This window comes from Stenotrophomonas sp. LMG 10879 (assembly GCF_002750935.1).
Lineage (GTDB): Bacteria > Pseudomonadota > Gammaproteobacteria > Xanthomonadales > Xanthomonadaceae > Stenotrophomonas > Stenotrophomonas lactitubi_B.
Genome location: NZ_PEJT01000001.1, coordinates 401,410 through 417,337, shown reverse-complemented (window position 1 = coordinate 417,337; position 15,928 = coordinate 401,410). Strand labels below are relative to the sequence as shown.

The window sequence follows — 15,928 nt, the reverse complement described above, 5'->3', positions numbered from 1 at the left end:
CTCGGCGTGGAATAAGATGACCATCACTATCGTGGATGCCGCTGCGGTGCGATGTGAACGTGCTGCGCACGCTGAGCCCTATAATCAGCGCGTCTCTGTTCAAGGAGGTCACGGCATGAATGCCCAGACCAGCAAGGAAGGCGCAATCCTGGATGCGCCAGGCGATGCCGCCGCGGCGTCGTTCGATCCGACCTACACCTCGGCCAACAGCGAGGTCCGCGCTGCCGCCGGCGGTTACTCGGTCACGTTGAACGAGGGCGATGGGGCGTTGAAGGTGGGCGCCGAGCAGAAACGCGCAGCGTCCAGTCTTGCATCGCAGTTCCAGGGCACGTCGCTGAACATGGCCGGCAGCCCGACAGCCGACGGTGGCAGGGACTACCTGCTGACGATGGAGTCGGTGGTCGGTGCAAGCGTGAAAAGTGCCGGCTTCCAGGACACCAGCAGCACCGGCGTACGCGGGCGCTACAGGGTCAGCCTGCCCAGCGACGCGGTGGACGTCGATCCCACCCGCATCAATCCTTTCGATCCGCAGACCATTCCCAACGGTGGCAGCGTCACCCTGGATGGCCAGCAGTTCACTGGCACTGCACTGGAAGGCAGTTTCCGCAACATCGCCATGCAAACCCAGACGACCGAGGCGAGCGGTGCCAGCTACCGCGTGGATCGCCTGGATGATGGCCGGGTGCGCGTCACCACCGGGCCCAACGAGGCGGTCGAAGCCTTCAACGGCATGGGATTCACTGCAGGCAGGTTCAGCGCGATCGCCGGTCGCCAGGACGCGCTCGGCCACTCGGCTGTCCGCACTGCGACCTTCGACATCAATCAACCCGAAGGCCGTCAGGCCTATGAACAGTTCATCGACAACGGCACGCTGAACAGCCAGACCGCGGGCGTGCAGGATCTGGCCACGGTCGAGCGGCTGGGCATGAGTTCGCAGACGCGGCTGAAGGTCGGCTACGGCGACACGTTTGGTGTCGACCTGGCCGGTGCACGCAACAGCGGTGACGTGGTGCAGGTCAGCCGCGAAGACGGCAGCCGCACCGAACTGCGCAGCGTGCAGTACGGCGGCAACCTGCCGGCAACCCGGGTCAGCGCTTACGGCGCCGATGGCCAGGAGGACACGGCGCAGCGCCGCTACGAATTCACCTTCGACCTGCGCGGGCATGCGCAGGGCGAACAGATTGCCGGGATGGTCAACGCGGCGCTGTCCGGCGACCCCGCCGGCGATCGCGGGCCGATGAAGGCTGGCGAGCTGAACACCCTGAGCTTCAGCGAGGCCCAGATGCGCACGCTGATGGAGCGCACCCAGTCGATGGTCAAGGACAACCCGATGCTGGGGCCATCGTGGCAGGTGCTTGCCGAGGACGGCAGCGGCAAGCCGCAGCAGGACGTGGATGCCTTCGCCCAGGGGCTGGCACGCAACCAGGGGCAATCCACCTACGGCATGGCCGAGCGCATGTTCCACATTGCCGCGGCGGGCGGCAAGGATCTGCAGAAGATCGACGCGGCGGTGCAGGGCGAGCACCTGCAGTCACTGGCGCCGCCGTCACCGCTGCTGCCGCGGCAGGATCCACGCCACGCCGGCAGCCCGGACCATCGCCTGTGGCTGCAGAGCCAGGGCGCGGTCAGCAGCCTCGACCAGGCGATGGGGCGCCAGCCCGATGCTATGAGTGAACGGCTGGGCATGGCGCTGCTGGTCGCGGCCAAGGACAAGGGCATGCAGCGGATCGACGAGGCCGTGCTCAGTGACGATGGCCGCTATGCATTCGCAGTGCAGGGCCAGCCGCACGCTGCGGATCGCCAGATCGCCCGCACCGATACCGCGCAGGCGGTGGCCATGCCGGTCGAGGACCAGGTACGCAGGCTGCAGGACGCACCCGGGCTGACCGACGCCACCCAGCAGGATGCGCAGCAACAGGAGCAGGCGGTACAGGAGCAGACCGCGCGGGCCATGGCGCGCTGACGCGCGCACGGGGCCAGCCGCCTGCCGGGCACGGTCACCGCGCGAAGGAGCCCTCCGGCGGGCACTGGCGCTCGGCCGAGTCGACGACCATGCCCAGGTAGGGTTCGCCGATGCCCTGTGCGGCCAGCGACCGGCGCTGCCACGCTTTCGTGGCGGGCACGTCGCTGCTGAGGCAGGCATGGCGGGCTGCCGCCTCCAGGTTCCATGCGGTGGGGTACTCGGCCAGGATGTCTTCCCAGCCCTGCCGCATCAGCGGCCAGTCGACTGCCGAGTTCTGGAACAGCTGCTGCCCCGACACGCCTTCGCTGACCGATGCGTACAGGCGTGCATACAGGCTGGCGCGGCGGCGCGTGGATGTTCGTGCGATGGCATGCCGGGCGAAGGCTTCCATCTGCTGGGTATCGCCCTGCCAGTGCGGGGTGAAGCGCTGCATCGCGATCAGATACAGCGGGTCATAGTCGGGAAAGAGACTGCTGCCTTCGTCGACCAACGCCATGAACGCTGCTTCGTCCACCCCTTGCCGCAACGCGATCAGGAGGGACATTTCATACCAGTAGGGGTCGCGCTTGGCGATCGCCTTGTGCTCCTGCATATAGGCTGCTGCCACTGCGTTGTACTCGTTGAACTGCTGCCAGTCCTGCGCCGTCACCTCGTTCGCATAGCCATCGCCACGGAAGCTCCAGGCCAGGTTGAGCGGCACCCGCGCGGCCACCAGGTGCGCCGACGGAGAACGCGGTGATTGCCGGATCCAGCGTGCGGCCCACGCGGTCCAGTCATTCCACTGCTGCACGTCCTGATGCGCGGTGCCGATGCGCCGTGACATGCAGATGTAGAAACGGCCGAGGTTGGAATAGCCGCTGGCGTTGCGCTGGCCCTTGCGGAAGCGCTCGGCCATGGCATCCAGCGCTTTGAAGTCGTCGGCGTCCATCAGCGGCGCTACCTGTTCGCACAGGGCCAGTGAATCGGGATCTTCCGCAGCCCAGGCGGGCGAAACGGAAAGACAGGCCACGCTCAACAGCGTGCCGACGAAGTGCATCCTGCGCATCGGGGTCATCCTTGAAGTTGGGGGGGCCGGGAGCGGCTTCAAGGCCGGCTGCGGCAGGCGCAGTATCCCACTGCCCGCTATCCATCGGAAGCGCCGCCGGCATCTGCGCTACGCTGGGCGCATGCCCCAGAGCCCCGAACTGCTGCGCCGCCTGTTGCGCGCCAAGGACCACATGGACCGGGCCAGCCACGAAGACTGGCCGGTGGCACGGTTGGAGCAGGTCAGTGCGGTCTCTACAGCCCATTTCGCGCGTTCCTTCAAGGACGCCTTCGGGATGCCGCCGCACCGCTACCTGCTCAGTCGGCGCATCGAGCGCGCGGTTGCTCTGCTGCGCGATACCGACCTGCCGATCACCGAGATCGCACTGCAGACCGGCTGGACCACCCTGGGCACCTTCGGCCGGATCTTCCGCGATATCACCGGCGACAGCCCCGGCGCCGTCCGCGACAGTGAGCGCGCCCGTGCTCCGGTGCAGGGCCCGGTACCGGAGTGTCATGCGCGTGCTGCGCAGCGCCCGGACCTGAAGATCGCAGTTTTGGAGAAGCGCCGCCGCAGCGGCCTTGTTAGCGTAGATCCCACCTGAGGGAGGATCCTATGACTGGCATGGTGAATGTGGTCGGCCTGTATGTGCACGACCAGGACGCAGCGCTCGACTTCTACGTCAACGCGCTCGGCTTCAAGGTGCACACCGACGTGGGCAACGGCGACTATCGCTGGCTTACGGTGCATTCGGGCGACGAGGGTGGCTTCCAGCTCGGGCTGTTCAAGCCGGGGCCACCCGTGCATGACGCAGCCACCGCGCTGACCCTGCAGCAGATGGTGGCCAAGGGCGCGATGCCGCCGCTGGTGCTGGCGGTGGACGATTGCCGCGCCAGCTACGAACAACTGCTGGCCCGTGGCGTGGAATTCACCCAGGAGCCGGTGGAGCGTTACGGTGCGGTGGATGCCGGGTTCCGTGATCCGTCCGGCAATGGCTGGAAGATGATCGAGCGTCCCGTGAAGCCTGCCGAGAGGAAGCCGCAATGAGCGCCGGTGGCTGGGCGCGTCCGGTGCACCGCTGGACCTCGATCGTCTTCACCCTGGCGGTGATCGCCAACTTCGTGGCGCGCGGGATGGGGCAGGGCGAGCCCCCGGCGTGGATCACATATTCGCCGCTGCCGCCGTTGTTCCTGCAGTTGTTCACCGGGCTGTATCTGTTTGCGCTGCATTACCGGCGCGCAGCGCCAGGCGCGCGCGCCGGGGCCGTGCCTTGAGATGGGCCAGCAGAGATCATCCAGGCTGAGCTGCCAGGCGCGATAGGCCCGGCGGAGCGCATTCCGTCGGGCCATCGGGGGCTCAGCTCAGATCGCATCCGCTCGGCAGCGGCCAGCTGGCGCTGGGCAGCATGTTCTTCAGCGACGCCGGCGCGTTGATCGCCACGTAGCTGGCGCCCAGCAGCTCTTCCAGGTCGGCGATGGTGACCAGATAGCTGTCCAGGCTGCCCAGTCCCGCTTCATTGGGAATGATCCAGCTGATGGCCTTGGCGGTGCCGGTGTTCGGATCCTTGGTGATGATCGTTTTCCAGAAGAATTCCGGGGTCGGAATGCCATGGCTGGACAGGAAATAGTCATTGGACGCATCGCCATAGACGACGCCGCCATAGACGTCGACCGGGGCGATGTCCCGATAGCATTCGGCCACGTTCTCGGCCTTGACCCAGATGCCCTGGTTGAAGCTGGAGACCTGCGGCACGATGTTGGTCATGTAGTTGGCGCGACGGATGTAAGTGGCGTCGTAGTCCATGTGATTGGACGTCACCAGATGGCCGCGGTCATAGCCGGACTGCACGCTGGCATAGGAGGCCGTGCTGGTCTGGCCGAGGCAACCGGCCGGCAGCTCCGGATCCTTGTAGAAGCTGGACGGGCGGGCGGCCGAGCCAGTGTCCGCCACCAGGGTGTATTCGTAGCGGGTCGCACTGTGGATGCTGCAGTCATAGGTCAATACAAACCCGCCCCTGTTGAGGGTCACGACCTGGGCATGTGCGGCCCCGGCAAAGGTGCTGAACACAAGGGCAAGGAAGAACGTGGCAAGGCGCATTGCGGATCTCCATGGGTATGGGCAAGGCGCAGCCGTCCACCACGGCAGGCCAGGCCTTTCCGTGTGAAGGACGATGCGGTGGCAGGGATGGGGGACGCGATCCGGCCGTGGCCGGTATTGCCTGGGATCTCGACCGCTGCAGGGCGTTACGAAGGCTGTCGCGGTGTCGTTAGCGTCATTTGTTGACGCCAGCAGGTCAACGAGCAAAGTGCGAAGGTGTGACTGCGCGCAAGCACTGGGCTCCTGTCAGACCAGGGCGCCCATGCATGAAAAGAAGACCTGCTAATGGCGTGGCCGCTACCGGGGCAATGCGCGGTTGCAGGTGCCCCTCGGGGAATGCCGCGACGCATCACGGGCAACGCTGTCAGCCGACCTGCACGCGGTATCCATGGCTTCTTGACGGCGCCTTGGCGCCGGGCGTGGATACTGCCGCCGTCGTTTGCCGAGGAGGTTTGAAAATGGGTAGTGCCGAGACCGTCAAGACACCGCGCATCCTGCGTGTGGAGGTGATGCCGCTGGACTGCGGGGAAACCGCAGTGGTGGTGGAACTGGCATCGGCTCCGGGCAGAGCCTGGGAGAAGGCGCTGAAACGCGTTCTCTCCGAGACCGAGGGGCTCGAATCGGCGCAGTCGCGCTGCGATGGCCGCTTCGTCTACATCATCGGTATCGAGCCCGGTGGTCGCGGCACACTTCATCGCGTGAACCAGGTGATGGCCGCCACCCACGAACGCGTTGCGCCACGCAATGGACATTCCCTGCCAGCGCGGCAGCCGCCGAACGGTGCAATGGTCAGCGCCAGCCTCTGAGCAGCAAGGGTCGATGCCGGGCAGCGCCTCCTCGACAGGCCGGCCACGCCCGGCGGCGTGCTTCACGCCGCAGCCGACGTGTATTCACCGCACTGCTACGGTCCCGCCATCACCGTAGCGCAATGGCACTTGAATCTGATGACCCACACTCGGCGCACCGCGTCGCCGTCGGCTGCGCAGGATGGTCGCTGCCCACCGATGTCGCCCACATGTTCGGCACGGGCGACAGCGCGCTGCAGCGTTACGCATCGCGCTTTCCGATCGTGGAGATCAACTCGTCGTTCTACCGTCCACACCAGCCTGCCACCTACGCACGCTGGGCGGCGAGCGTGCCGGACGATTTCCGCTTCTCGGTGAAAATGCCGCAGGCGATCTCGCATGTCGCACGCCTGCGCGGCGCGGCGCCGTTGCTGGACCCCTTCCTGCACGCGGTGGCGCATCTCGGTGATCGGCTGGGCGCGCTGTTGCTGCAGCTGCCCCCCAGTCTGGCCTGCGACGGCCGCACCGCGTCGGCGTTCTTCCGGGCATTGCGTCGGCGTACCGCGACGCCCATGGCGTGCGAGCCCCGCCACCCCAGCTGGTTCGACGCAAAGGCCGATGCGCTGCTGGAAGACCATGACATTGCACGGGTCGCGGCCGATCCCGCGCGGGTTGCAGGGGCTGGCCAGCCGGGCGGAGCCAGGCACTGGAGCTACTGGCGGTGGCACGGGCAGCCGCGGATCTACTACAGCGCGTACCAGCAGCCGGAGCTGTGCAGGCTGGCCGGCGCAGCAACGCAGGCCGCCGGGCCGGGCGGGGCCTGGGTCATCCTCGACAACACGGCACACGGCCATGCCGTTTCCGATGCACTGCAACTGCAGGCCTTGCTGGAGCACGCCAATGCCTGAAGGTCCTTCCATCGTGCTGCTGCGCGAGGCCGCCGCCAAATTCAAAGGGAAGACGGTCCGCGAGGTCAGCGGCAACAGCACGCTCGACCTGGCCTGCCTGCAGGGCCGCCGGGTGCGGGCCGTGCGCAGCTGGGGCAAGCATTTCCTGCTGGAATTCAGTCACGTCACGCTGCGCATCCACCTGATGATGTTCGGCAGCTGGCGCATCGACGAGCGCAAGGAGACGCCAGCGCGGGTATCGCTGCGCTTTGACAACGGCGAACTGAACTTCTACACCTGCTCGGTAAAACTGATCGCGCAGCCGCTGGACGAGGTATACGACTGGCGCAGCGACGTGATGAGCGACCTGTGGGATCCCAGGCTCGCACGTCGTCGCCTGAAGTCGATGCCCGATGTCCTGGTCTGCGACGCCCTGCTGGACCAGACGCTGTTCTCCGGCGTGGGCAACATCATCAAGAACGAGGTGCTGTTCCGCATCCGGGTCCATCCGGCCAACCATGTCGGCGACCTCCCGCCGCGCAAGCTTGCCGAACTGGTCAGGCAGGCCCGCGAGTACAGCTTCGAGTTCCTGCGTTGGAAGCGTGCCTTCGAGCTGAAAAAGCACTGGCGGGTCCACACCCGGCGGACATGTCCCCGTTGTGGTGGTCCGGTCAGCAAGGTCCATATGGGTACCACGCATCGGCGCACCTTCTTCTGCCCGGTGTGCCAGATTGACTATCGAGTACTACCGCTACCGCCAGCCGCGAAGAAGCGCACGCGGGCGAGGCCTGCAGCACAGCGCGGTGCCGGCAAGGCCGGGCGCTGAAACGCGGAGAGTGGAATGGGGCGGGTAAGAGCGCGTCGGCCTCCGGGGAGCGGCGCGCCGGACGGATGTGCAGTGCACCTGCGCTTACCCGGCCTTCGCGGCGTTGGCGTTGCCGCCGCCACTGGCCAGCAGGGTCAGCTTCTGGTCGGTGGCCTTCTCTTCCTCCAGGGTTTCCAGAAGCAGGGGCACGGCGTCCTTGTAGCCCAGCTGCCTGGCCAGCGCGGCAATGGTGCCGTAGGAGGCGATTTCGTAGTGCTCCACCTTCTGTGCGCCGCCGATCAGCGCCGCATCGCGCACGGGGCCCTTGTCGATGCTGTCGATGGCCTCCTTGCCTTCTTCCACCAGCCCCTCCATTGCCGCACACTTGATGCGCTTCAGGCGGATCCCCAACAGCTCGACCACCTTGTCGATACGTTCGATCTGCCCCTGGGTCTCTTCCAGATGGGTCTCGAACGCAGCGAAGAGGTCAGGATTGTCAGCGGCGCGCGCCAGGCGGGGCAGTGCCTTGGTCAGCTGCTTCTCGGCACTGTATATGTCGGAAAGTTCGTGGATGAACAGATCTTCAGCGGTCTTGATCGCCATGGTGTGCTCCGGAACGAAGGGAGACTTCACCGTAGCCGTGAGGCCGTTGGGATACGGGGTAGATGCAGTGAACGGCAGATGCCCAACGGGCGTGTGGTGCATGCATCCTGCTCACATCGCCGTGCTCCATCACGGGCAGCGCTGCATCAGCGCTCACCTGCGGCGACGGCGGGCCGCTCGGCCGCTGCGGCATGCGCGCCATCGGCAAAACGCGCGTTGCTGACCGCCTGGTGGGTCCCGCATCTCCCACAGGTGAGAAGCGTGCCACCCGCCACCCTCTTCAGGTCCGCGTCGGCACGGGACACGTGGTGGCATTGATTGCAGCGGAAGGTGATCGAGGTGATCCGGTCGGGGCCGCCGCGCGCGTCGGCCGCGTAATCCACTGAGAAGACGTAGAAGAGTCCGGTGTCAGGCATGTGGTAATCCTCTTGGGTCACCTTGAACATGCCAGCGCACAGGCGTTGTTGGCGTGAATCCTGTCGGGGTCCAATTTCACATCGCGCTGCATCAATCTGTCCAGGTCAGTCGCTGCGGAGGTGCCGGAATCACTGTTGTGGCAGAGGGTCGTTGGCCCATCGCAGGGACGTCCGGCGTGCCTGTCCGAGCCAAGCCGGCGACCCTTCTGGATTCAGCGCTTTGCAGGAGAATCCGGCGGTGCCTCCTTACCGCTGCTGGCGCCGGTTCCTGACGACTGGTCTTCGGAGGCTGCGGTCCCGCTGCCGCCGCCGGGCACGTTGCGCGCCGGCGCGCTGGCCGCTGGCGGGTTTTGCCGAACCGCATCGGCATGTTGTGCCTTATCGGTCGGTTCGCGTTGGTTGCAGGCCGACAATGCCATCGTCGCCACGGCACACAGCAGCAGTACCCGCATGGCCACTCTCCAGAGTAGGAAACCCCTTGTTTTTAGCGTTGACGGTGTTGTGCGGGCGTGACGGGGGCCCCTGCTTGCCGGCGGAAATCTGCTTGCGTTGATGCCGCAAAGCAGGGCACTTCACCGTTCTGCGGCCGCTACCACTCACCCCGCGACGACGAGCAGGTGCGTTACAGTTTCACCCGTAGGTGCCCCCCGCGTCGCGGTCAGGGGCAGCCGAAGACGTGACGCATCAGGAGTCCACATCATGAGTGTTCCCGAGGGATTGGAAGGGAGTGGGCAAGGCCTGACGCGCAGAACCTTCCTGCTGGCGGTCGGCTCGGCTTCGCTGCTGGCTGCCTGCAGTGGCAAGGCACCAGCGCCCGCTGCCAGTGCCGCCCTTGCGAAGCAGGCGGACGGGCGCTTTCTGCAGCTCTCGCAGGTGCTGACGGGCAAGACCGATCTCGATCCGGCGACCGCCGGGCGCATCGAAGCCGCTTTCGCCAAGCTGCATCCCGACATGCACGCCCAGTTCCCCGCTCTCGCGGCCAAGGCGCAACAGGTGCAAGGCCCTGAAGCACTGCTGGCGGCGGCGGGCGATGCCCGGCCGACAGCGCTGGCCATCATCACCGCCTGGTACACCGGCAGCGTCGGCAAGGGCCCGCAGGCCATCACCGTTTCCTATCGTGATGCGCTGATGCAGCGGCCCGTGGACGACGGCCTTTTCCCGCCGACCTACGCACAAGGTGGCCCGGCATGGTGGACGGCTGAACCGCCGGCGGCGGTACGTGCGCACGGCTGAGCCTGCGCTTTCATCTCTTTCCCGTAATTGATCTGGATTCCCCTCATGAAAGCTCCGGTTTTCCGTGATGGCGACGCCGATGCCGATGTTGTGATCGTCGGCTCGGGCGTCGTCGGCGCATTGATCGCCCATCAGTTGGTTCGTGCCGGAAAATCGGTTCTGGTCCTCGAAGCGGGCCCGCGCCTGCATCGCTCCGACGTCGTCGAAAACTGGCGCAACGTCAGCTTCGAGCGACGCATCGGCAGCGACTTCCAGGGGCCGTATCCGCAGTCGCCGCTGGCCACCGCGCCGCTGTACTTCCCGGCCAACGACTACGTGGGTTTGACCGGCCCCGATGCCAGCAGCTTCCACCAGGGCTTCATCAAGGCCGTGGGTGGCACCACCTGGCACTGGGCCGCCTCCTGCTGGCGCCACTTGCCGGTCGATTTCAAGATGCAGTCCACCTATGGGGTAGGGCGCGACTGGCCGATCAGCTACGACGACATCGAGCCTTATTACTGCCGCGCGGAAGAGGCGATGGGTGTGTCCGGGCCGAACGACCCGGGCAAGCAGAGCCCCTCCGAACGGTCCAAGCCCTACCTCGCCGACATGATCCCCTGGGGCAACGGCGACAAGGTATTTGCCGAGGTGGTCAATCCGCACGGCTACAACCTGGTGCCCATTCCGCAGGGTCGCATGGTCACGCCGTGGAATGATCGGCCGGCCTGCTGCGGCAACAACAACTGCCAGCCGATCTGCCCGATCGGCGCGATGTACAACGGCATCCATACCATCGAAGCGGCCGAGAAACTGGGTGCGCAGGTGCTGGCCGAAGCAGTGGCCTACAGGATCGACACCGACGCGCAGAACCGGGTCACGGCTGTCCACTGGTATGACAACAACAAGGTCAGCCACAAGGCCACCGGCCGCAGTTTCGTGATCGCCTGCAACGCACTGGAGACGCCGCGCCTGCTGCTGCTTGCCGCCAACGAGCAGAACCCGAACGGTATCGCCAACAGTTCCGACCAGGTCGGGCGCAACATGCTCGACCATTCCGGTTTCCACTGCTCGTTCATCGCCGATCGCCCGATCTGGCTGGGACGCGGACCGGCGCAGTCCAGCTGCATGGTTGGTCCGCGCGACGGCGCCTTCCGTTCGCAGTACTCGGCCACCAAGATCATCCTCAACAACATCAGCCGGGTGGCGATCGCCACCGACCAGGCCCTGAAAAAAGGCCTGGTTGGCGACGCGCTGGATGCGGAAATCCGTCGCCGTGCGGTCTTCGGCGTCGATCTTTCGATCAGCCTGGAGCCCTTGCCGGACCCGAGCAATCGGCTGACGCTGTCGAAGACGCGGGTCGATGGCCATGGCCTGGCCTGCCCGGATATCCACTACTCGCTGGGCGACTATGCCCGCAAGGGCTATGACGAGTCCTGCAAACAGTTGCGTCACATCGGCTCGCTGTTCAACGCCGAGGAATTCGTCATCACCACGGCGCTCAACGCCAACAACCACATCATGGGCTCGACCATCATGGGCGCGGACCCGCGCGATTCGGTGGTCGATGGCGATTGCCGCGCGCACGATCATCCGAACCTGTGGCTGCCAGGCGGCGGACCGATGGTGTCGGCCAGCGTGGTCAACAGCACCCTGACCATGGCCGCGCTGGCATTGCGGGCCGCAGACGCCATCGAGCGTGCGGCATGAAGGCCGTCACTGCGGCTCTGCTGATGCTGCTGGCTGCAGCCAGTCACTCCGCGCGCGCAGACGAAGTCGCCGAACGTGGGCGCTACCTCTCGGTCGCCGCCGATTGCGTGGCGTGCCACACCAGCCCCAAGCAGGGAAAGCCTTATGCCGGCGGCTACGCGATTGCGTCCCCGCTGGGTGAGATCTGGGCCAGCAACATCACCCCCTCCAAGAGCCATGGCATCGGCCTCTACAGTGAAGATGACTTCGCCAAAGCAGTCCGCGAAGGCGTGCGCAAGGATGGCGCCCATCTGTATCCGGCGATGCCCTATACCTCGTATGCCAAGCTGACCGACGAGGACATCCACGCGCTGTATACCTACTTCATGAAGGAGGTGGCGCCGGTCGACGAGGAAGCACACGCGACCGAACTGCCGTTCCCCTTCAGCATCCGCCAGTCCATGGCGGTGTGGAACCTGCTGTTCCTGGACAAGGAAACGTTCAAGCCCGATGCGGGAAAGAGTGCGCAATGGAATCGCGGCGCCTATCTGGTGGAAGGCTTGGCGCATTGCTCGAGCTGCCATAGTCCGCGCGGGCTGATGATGCAGGAAGTGGGCGGCAAGGCCTTCGCCGGCGGCTCGCTGGGTGACTGGTACGCACCCAATATCACCTCCCATCCCATCAGCGGTGTCGGCGGTTGGAGCGACGCCGAGCTGGCGCAGTACCTGAAGACCGGCCGCGTTGCCGGCAAGGCGCAGGCCGGTGGCGGCATGGCCGAAGCGGTGAGCAACAGCCTGTCCAAGCTGCAGGACGATGACATCGCCGCGATCGTTGCCTACCTGCGCACGGTGCCGGCCGTGGCCGAACCTGACGCCACGCGGGCCGCCTTCGCCTGGGGCAACGCCACCGCCACGCCGGGCGAGCAGCCGGTACGCGGTACGGGTGCCGCATTGGCATCGGGCGGAGTGCTGTACTCGGGTTTGTGCGCAAGCTGCCATGGATCGCGGGGCGAGGGCAGCCGGGACGGCTACTATCCCTCCCTGGTGCACAACACCACCGTGGGCATCACCCGTCCGCAGAACCTGATCGCCACCATCATCGGCGGCGTTGACCGCGACGTGCAGGGCGAACACGCATTGATGCCGCACTTCTCGAAGGGTTCGTTCGTGCAGGACCTGAGTGACGCCGATATCGCAGCGGTGGCGACCTACGTGCGCACGCAGTTCGGGCCGGGCGACCAGGTCACCGAGGCACAGGTCGCACTGACCCGCGCCGGTGGTGAAAAGCCGCTGCTGGCGAAGATCGCACGCTTGTGGCTGCCGATGCTGATCGTTGCGGTGCTGGCGCTGGTCGGCGTCGTGCTGCTGGTGCGTCGTGCCTGGAAGAAGCGCAGGAACAGGAGGGCTGCGGCATGAAACTGCTCTCCTTGAGCGGCATCGGCCTGCTCCTGCTCGCGGTCAATGGCCCGGTGTCGGCCGCCGAAGCGACTGCCACCGCCAAACCCAAACCAGTGGACAGCATCGTACAGACGCCGCTGAGTGCCGATTGGGCCGCACGCCTGTGGCTGCAGGACCACGGCGTAACCCCCAGCGCACGCATCGTGGTCGGCACTGGCGTCAGCAGCGATGGTTACAAGGGCAGTGGCTGGTCCACCGCCGAACACATTGACCTGGGCGCGACGATCGATACCGGCAAAGCACTCGGCTTCGACGGCACGCTGCGCGTGGTGTTCTCCGATCGCTTCGGCAACGCCATCAACGAGCGGTCCACCGGTTCCTATATCCAGAACCAGGCCTTCTATGGCCAGGGCCAGAACCTGCGCTTCAACGAACTCTCCTACGAGCGGTTGCTGCTGGACAAGCGGCTGAGCCTGAAAGGGGGCTTCTACTCGATGGGCAACGATTTCGGCGGCTTGCCCTACACCTGCAACTTCAACAACAACGGCCAATGCGGGCATCCGCTGGGCCCGATCTACAGCTCCGGGTGGCTGGACAACCCGACGGGCCAGTGGGGCCTACGGGTGAAGTGGAACGATCCCTCGGGCTGGTACGCACAGACCGGCATCTACGACGTCAACCCGACGCGCAAGCAGGCCAACAGTGGCTTCCGTGTTTCGACGAAGGGAAAGACCGGCCTGTTCCTGCCCGTGGAAGTGGGCTACAGCCATGGCACGTCCGGCGAGGACTATGGCGGCACCTACAAGGTCGGCTACTACCTGGACACCTCCAACGCCGATGACATCGGTAATCCGGCCGCACCTCGCGCCTCGCATCGCAGCGGTTCGTACGTGCAGGCCGCGCAGCGCGTGTGGAAGCCCGAGGGCGATACGGTGCGCGGCATCTCGGTGTTCGGCGTGGCCACCCGTGCCGACGCAAAAACAGGGCTGATGCGCTACTCGTGGGAAGCGGGCGTGAGCTGGCGCGGCGTGATCGCGTCGCGCGAGGATGATGTGCTCAGCGTGGCCTGGAACCGGCTGGATATCTCCGACCGGCTCGCACGGCATCAGCAGCTGACCGGAAAGGATGTGCAGAGCAACGAGCAGTTCGTCGAGCTGAACTACGGCGTGCAGGTCGCCCCGTGGCTGGTGCTGCGGCCAGCGGTGCAGTACGTGGCACGTCCCGGCGCCTATGCCAGCCGACCCGACAGCTGGGTGTTCACCCTGCAGGCGCAGGCAACGCTGTAGGCGCATTCAGGCCCGCGGCGTGAGGTGGCAGGCCCGCCGCCCCATGCTGCGGCGCAAGGTGTCAGCCACCATTCGCACTGGTACGGTCCAACCCGTTGCACCACCAACGACGGGGAGAGACGACGATGCGCAAGGTATTGCTGCTGTTGATCCTGCTGACCGGGCTGGCGCCCACCGCCTGGGCCGCCACGGTCAAGACCACCCACCGCACCCTTCCCAGTTGGGATGGCACGCCCCTCGGGGTCTTTGTCATCGAGCCGCAGGACGCAGGTGGCGGCAAGTACCCGCTGCTGGTGATGCCCAGCAGCTGGGCTGTGCCGAGCGTGGAGTACGTAGGGGTGGCGCAGTCGCTGGCCAAGCGCGGCTACGTGGTCATCAGCTACAGCTCGCGCGGCTTCTGGGAGTCCGGCGGGGCCATCGATATTGCCGGGCCGGCCACGGTCGAGGACGTCAGCGCATTGATCGACTGGGCGCTGGACAACACCCAGGCCGACCCGGCGCGGATCGGCGTCTCGGGCATCTCCTACGGCGCCGGCACCAGCCTGCTGGCGGCCGCACGTGACCCGCGCATCAAGGCGGTGGCCGCCCTCAGCGGATGGGCAGACCTGCAGGCGTCGCTGTACGCCAACGACACCCCAAGCGCACAGGGAATCGCGCTGCTGGTGGCCGCCGGCCTGGTCACCGGCCGCCCCGGTTCCGAGTTGGCCACGATCAATCGCAACGTCGTGGTCGGCAACTATCAGGGCGCCGTGGAATCACTGCTGCCGGTGGCCGCGATCCGCAGCCCTGTTGCCAGCATCAACGAGATCAACGCCAACCAGCCGGCGGTGTTCCTCGCCAACGCTTTCAACGACAGCCTGTTCCCGCCGGGTCAGCTGGTGGATTTCTTCAACCAGCTGAAGGGCCCCAAGCAGCTGCAGCTGCGTCACGGCGACCACGCCCTCAACGAGGCCTTGGGCGCACTGGGCATTCCAAACGAGGTCTACGACTCGGTGGGCGATTGGTTCGACCATTACCTCAAGGGCGTGGCCAACGGCATCGACCGCGAGTCGGCGGTGCAGCTGAAGTCACAGAAGGGAAGCTGGAGCAGCTACCCGAACTGGCAGGCCACCAACAGCGGTGCAGTCAGCTACGCGTTGACCGCACCCGGTGGCCTGCTTCTGCCCGCCGGGGGCCTGGTTGAAAATGGGCGCAGCAATGGCTGGAACTACCGCATCGGCAGTGGCCTGGCGACCGCCGCCAATTCCGGCGTGGCGATGGTGTCCGGCTCGCTGCAGATGATCAACCTTCCGCCGGGAGCGTACGTACCTTTCATCGGGCGCAACGCCGCCGGTGTCTGGCAGGGGCCGATCTACTGGAACGCACGTCGCCTGGACGGCGCGCCGGAAGTGCGGGTGACCGTCACCCCCAGCCGTGCCAACACCACGCTGTATGCCTACCTGTACGCGGAAGATGTGCTGGGCAATGGCCAGCTGATCAGCCACAAACCGTACACCCTGCGCGGCGTTGCACCGGGCCAGGCGACCACCCTCGATCTGCGGCTGGAAGCGAGCAGCTGGAACATTCCGGCGGGCAGTCGCCTGACGCTGGTAGTCGATACGGTGGACCTGCGCTATGCAGGCATCAGTCAGTTGGGCGGTGCGGTGACCTTCAGTTCGCCGACGTCCGCGCCATCGGTGCTGAAGGTGCCGTTGCATTGAATCCATGCCGCGCCCGCCATGGCGGGTGCGGCCGCTCCGGGGGCACACCGGCGGCAGATGCCGCGTG

At 66.1% G+C, this 15,928-nt stretch carries 17 protein-coding genes; 12 read left to right on the top strand and 5 right to left on the bottom strand.

Features of this window, described 5'->3' with window-relative positions:
* Positions 1 to 115 precede the first annotated feature (115 nt).
* Positions 116 to 1,963, top strand: a complete 1,848-nt coding sequence (locus CR919_RS01730) for an XVIPCD domain-containing protein (RefSeq protein ID WP_099818541.1) — start codon at positions 116 to 118, stop codon at positions 1,961 to 1,963.
* Positions 1,964 to 1,997: 34 nt separating this feature from the next.
* Here CR919_RS01730 and CR919_RS01725 read toward each other — a convergent pair whose 3' ends face one another.
* Positions 1,998 to 3,008 (bottom strand): DUF4034 domain-containing protein, encoded by a 1,011-nt coding sequence (locus CR919_RS01725; RefSeq protein ID WP_165787227.1) that lies wholly within the window; start codon positions 3,006 to 3,008, stop codon positions 1,998 to 2,000.
* A 121-nt stretch (positions 3,009 to 3,129) separates the two neighbouring features.
* Here CR919_RS01725 and CR919_RS01720 point away from each other — a divergent pair, with 121 nt between their 5' ends.
* From CR919_RS01720 to CR919_RS01710, 3 genes are read left to right on the top strand one after another with little or no spacing between them, the layout of a single operon-like run.
* Complete coding sequence (locus CR919_RS01720) at positions 3,130 to 3,591, top strand: AraC family transcriptional regulator (RefSeq protein ID WP_099818539.1); 462 nt, start codon at positions 3,130 to 3,132, stop codon at positions 3,589 to 3,591.
* A gap of 11 nt (positions 3,592 to 3,602) precedes the next feature.
* The gene (locus CR919_RS01715; RefSeq protein ID WP_099818538.1) at positions 3,603 to 4,034 is read left to right on the top strand and encodes a VOC family protein; all 432 of its coding nucleotides are present in this window, start codon (positions 3,603 to 3,605) and stop codon (positions 4,032 to 4,034) included.
* Positions 4,031 to 4,261 (top strand): hypothetical protein, encoded by a 231-nt coding sequence (locus tag CR919_RS01710; RefSeq protein WP_099818537.1) that lies wholly within the window; start codon positions 4,031 to 4,033, stop codon positions 4,259 to 4,261. Before CR919_RS01715 ends, CR919_RS01710 begins: the two co-directional genes overlap by 4 nt.
* A gap of 82 nt (positions 4,262 to 4,343) precedes the next feature.
* Here the strand turns inward: CR919_RS01710 and CR919_RS01705 are convergent, their stop codons facing one another.
* Complete coding sequence (locus CR919_RS01705; protein ID WP_099818536.1) at positions 4,344 to 5,084, bottom strand: DNA/RNA non-specific endonuclease; 741 nt, start codon at positions 5,082 to 5,084, stop codon at positions 4,344 to 4,346.
* 458 nt (positions 5,085 to 5,542) lie between these two features.
* On the opposite strand from CR919_RS01705, the gene CR919_RS01700 reads away from it, so the two are divergent.
* The 3 genes from CR919_RS01700 (at position 5,543) to CR919_RS01690 (ending at position 7,582) form a co-directional block, all read left to right on the top strand.
* A complete protein-coding gene (locus CR919_RS01700; protein WP_099818535.1) occupies positions 5,543 to 5,890 on the top strand; it encodes a hypothetical protein in 348 nt (115 codons plus the stop codon).
* Positions 5,891 to 6,012: 122 nt separating this feature from the next.
* Positions 6,013 to 6,777: a DUF72 domain-containing protein gene (locus CR919_RS01695; protein ID WP_243379815.1), complete on the top strand. Its 765-nt coding sequence runs from the start codon at positions 6,013 to 6,015 to the stop codon at positions 6,775 to 6,777.
* Positions 6,770 to 7,582 (top strand): DNA-formamidopyrimidine glycosylase family protein, encoded by an 813-nt coding sequence (locus CR919_RS01690; RefSeq protein WP_099818533.1) that lies wholly within the window; start codon positions 6,770 to 6,772, stop codon positions 7,580 to 7,582. The genes CR919_RS01695 and CR919_RS01690 overlap by 8 nt, the downstream gene beginning before the upstream one ends.
* Positions 7,583 to 7,666: 84 nt before the next feature.
* Here the strand turns inward: CR919_RS01690 and CR919_RS01685 are convergent, their stop codons facing one another.
* The 3 genes from CR919_RS01685 to CR919_RS01675 form a co-directional block, all read right to left on the bottom strand.
* Positions 7,667 to 8,164, bottom strand: coding sequence for a ferritin-like domain-containing protein (locus CR919_RS01685; protein WP_099818532.1), 498 nt, complete (start codon positions 8,162 to 8,164; stop codon positions 7,667 to 7,669).
* A gap of 146 nt (positions 8,165 to 8,310) precedes the next feature.
* Positions 8,311 to 8,610: a hypothetical protein gene (locus CR919_RS01680; protein WP_207761007.1), complete on the bottom strand. Its 300-nt coding sequence runs from the start codon at positions 8,608 to 8,610 to the stop codon at positions 8,311 to 8,313.
* A gap of 182 nt (positions 8,611 to 8,792) precedes the next feature.
* Positions 8,793 to 9,032, bottom strand: coding sequence for a hypothetical protein (locus CR919_RS01675; RefSeq protein WP_099818531.1), 240 nt, complete (start codon positions 9,030 to 9,032; stop codon positions 8,793 to 8,795).
* A gap of 247 nt (positions 9,033 to 9,279) precedes the next feature.
* On the opposite strand from CR919_RS01675, the gene CR919_RS01670 reads away from it, so the two are divergent.
* The 5 genes from CR919_RS01670 (at position 9,280) to CR919_RS01650 (ending at position 15,861) form a co-directional block, all read left to right on the top strand.
* Positions 9,280 to 9,813 (top strand): sugar dehydrogenase complex small subunit, encoded by a 534-nt coding sequence (locus CR919_RS01670; RefSeq protein ID WP_099818530.1) that lies wholly within the window; start codon positions 9,280 to 9,282, stop codon positions 9,811 to 9,813.
* 45 nt (positions 9,814 to 9,858) lie between these two features.
* Entirely contained in the window at positions 9,859 to 11,499 is a 1,641-nt protein-coding gene (locus CR919_RS01665) for a GMC family oxidoreductase (protein ID WP_099818529.1), read from the top strand.
* On the top strand, positions 11,496 to 12,893 hold the full coding sequence (locus tag CR919_RS01660; RefSeq protein WP_243379812.1) for a cytochrome c: 1,398 nt from the start codon (positions 11,496 to 11,498) through the stop codon (positions 12,891 to 12,893). Before CR919_RS01665 ends, CR919_RS01660 begins: the two co-directional genes overlap by 4 nt.
* Positions 12,890 to 14,161: a carbohydrate porin gene (locus CR919_RS01655; RefSeq protein ID WP_099818528.1), complete on the top strand. Its 1,272-nt coding sequence runs from the start codon at positions 12,890 to 12,892 to the stop codon at positions 14,159 to 14,161. The genes CR919_RS01660 and CR919_RS01655 overlap by 4 nt, the downstream gene beginning before the upstream one ends.
* Before the next feature lie 125 nt (positions 14,162 to 14,286).
* Positions 14,287 to 15,861, top strand: a complete 1,575-nt coding sequence (locus CR919_RS01650) for a CocE/NonD family hydrolase (RefSeq protein ID WP_099818527.1) — start codon at positions 14,287 to 14,289, stop codon at positions 15,859 to 15,861.
* The last annotated feature ends 67 nt before the right edge of the window (positions 15,862 to 15,928 follow it).

Excerpts from the sequence above, each read along its gene's own strand:
- CR919_RS01655 (WP_099818528.1), top strand. The coding sequence starts at position 12,890 with ATGAAACTGCTCTCCTTGAGCGGCATCGGCCTGCTCCTGCTCGCGGTC.
- CR919_RS01675 (WP_099818531.1), bottom strand. The coding sequence starts at position 9,032 with ATGCGGGTACTGCTGCTGTGTGCCGTGGCGACGATGGCATTGTCGGCC.
- CR919_RS01725 (WP_165787227.1), bottom strand. The coding sequence starts at position 3,008 with ATGCGCAGGATGCACTTCGTCGGCACGCTGTTGAGCGTGGCCTGTCTT.
- CR919_RS01650 (WP_099818527.1), top strand. The coding sequence starts at position 14,287 with ATGCGCAAGGTATTGCTGCTGTTGATCCTGCTGACCGGGCTGGCGCCC.
- CR919_RS01710 (WP_099818537.1), top strand. The coding sequence starts at position 4,031 with ATGAGCGCCGGTGGCTGGGCGCGTCCGGTGCACCGCTGGACCTCGATC.
- CR919_RS01715 (WP_099818538.1), top strand. The coding sequence starts at position 3,603 with ATGACTGGCATGGTGAATGTGGTCGGCCTGTATGTGCACGACCAGGAC.
- CR919_RS01730 (WP_099818541.1), top strand. The coding sequence starts at position 116 with ATGAATGCCCAGACCAGCAAGGAAGGCGCAATCCTGGATGCGCCAGGC.
- CR919_RS01720 (WP_099818539.1), top strand. The coding sequence starts at position 3,130 with ATGCCCCAGAGCCCCGAACTGCTGCGCCGCCTGTTGCGCGCCAAGGAC.
- CR919_RS01680 (WP_207761007.1), bottom strand. The coding sequence starts at position 8,610 with ATGTTCAAGGTGACCCAAGAGGATTACCACATGCCTGACACCGGACTC.
- CR919_RS01665 (WP_099818529.1), top strand. The coding sequence starts at position 9,859 with ATGAAAGCTCCGGTTTTCCGTGATGGCGACGCCGATGCCGATGTTGTG.
- CR919_RS01685 (WP_099818532.1), bottom strand. The coding sequence starts at position 8,164 with ATGGCGATCAAGACCGCTGAAGATCTGTTCATCCACGAACTTTCCGAC.
- CR919_RS01705 (WP_099818536.1), bottom strand. The coding sequence starts at position 5,084 with ATGCGCCTTGCCACGTTCTTCCTTGCCCTTGTGTTCAGCACCTTTGCC.
- CR919_RS01690 (WP_099818533.1), top strand. The coding sequence starts at position 6,770 with ATGCCTGAAGGTCCTTCCATCGTGCTGCTGCGCGAGGCCGCCGCCAAA.
- CR919_RS01660 (WP_243379812.1), top strand. The coding sequence starts at position 11,496 with ATGAAGGCCGTCACTGCGGCTCTGCTGATGCTGCTGGCTGCAGCCAGT.
- CR919_RS01695 (WP_243379815.1), top strand. The coding sequence starts at position 6,013 with ATGGCACTTGAATCTGATGACCCACACTCGGCGCACCGCGTCGCCGTC.
- CR919_RS01670 (WP_099818530.1), top strand. The coding sequence starts at position 9,280 with ATGAGTGTTCCCGAGGGATTGGAAGGGAGTGGGCAAGGCCTGACGCGC.
- CR919_RS01700 (WP_099818535.1), top strand. The coding sequence starts at position 5,543 with ATGGGTAGTGCCGAGACCGTCAAGACACCGCGCATCCTGCGTGTGGAG.